This window comes from Alkalithermobacter paradoxus (assembly GCA_002029295.1).
Taxonomy (GTDB): Bacteria; Bacillota; Clostridia; order Peptostreptococcales; family Peptostreptococcaceae; genus Alkalithermobacter; species Alkalithermobacter paradoxus.
Genome location: MZGW01000034.1, coordinates 1 through 583, shown reverse-complemented (window position 1 = coordinate 583; position 583 = coordinate 1). Strand labels below are relative to the sequence as shown.

At 37.9% G+C, this 583-nt stretch carries 1 protein-coding gene; it reads right to left on the bottom strand.

Annotated features, from left to right (window positions below; genetic code table 11):
* Positions 1-541, bottom strand: a 541-nt coding sequence (locus tag CLOTH_RS10465; RefSeq protein WP_331722092.1) for a protein adenylyltransferase SelO family protein, incomplete at its 3' end; no start/stop codon positions are given.
* Between the last annotated feature and the right edge of the window lie 42 nt (positions 542-583).

Genomic DNA, 583 nt, shown 5'->3' with positions numbered 1-583 from the left:
GACTTGAAGCCACTCTAGTTAAAACTGCACCCATTTGCTTAGTTTGTCTAATTATTGTTTCTCCAGTTGTAACTACAGCTAAACTTCGAGTTGTAGGAATACCAAGTGCGTGCATCGCTTCACTTATGATGTACTCTCTAAGCATAGGTCCAAGTGCTGCTTTGCCATCTCCTCCTCTTGAGTATGCTGTTTTGCCTGAACCTTTGAGCTGTATGTCAAATCTTTCACCTTTTGGGGTAATTTGTTCTCCTATTAGTACTGCCCTACCATCTCCTAACATGGTAAAATGCCCAAATTGATGTCCTGCGTAAGCCTGAGCAATAGGCAGTGCTCCTTTTGGAATCTGGTTACCTGAAAGTATATATGCACCTTCTTTACTTTGTAGGTTGTATGGATTTAGTCCAAGAGATATTGCTAAATCATGATTAGTAACTGCAATTTCTGGTGATGGTACAGTTTCTGGATTAACTCTACTAAAAAATACATTGGGTAAACGAGCATAGCTGTTATCAAAGTTCCATCCTATATTTATCTCTTCCATTGTATCCCTCTTTTAATTTTATATTTTCATTTAGTATTTCCA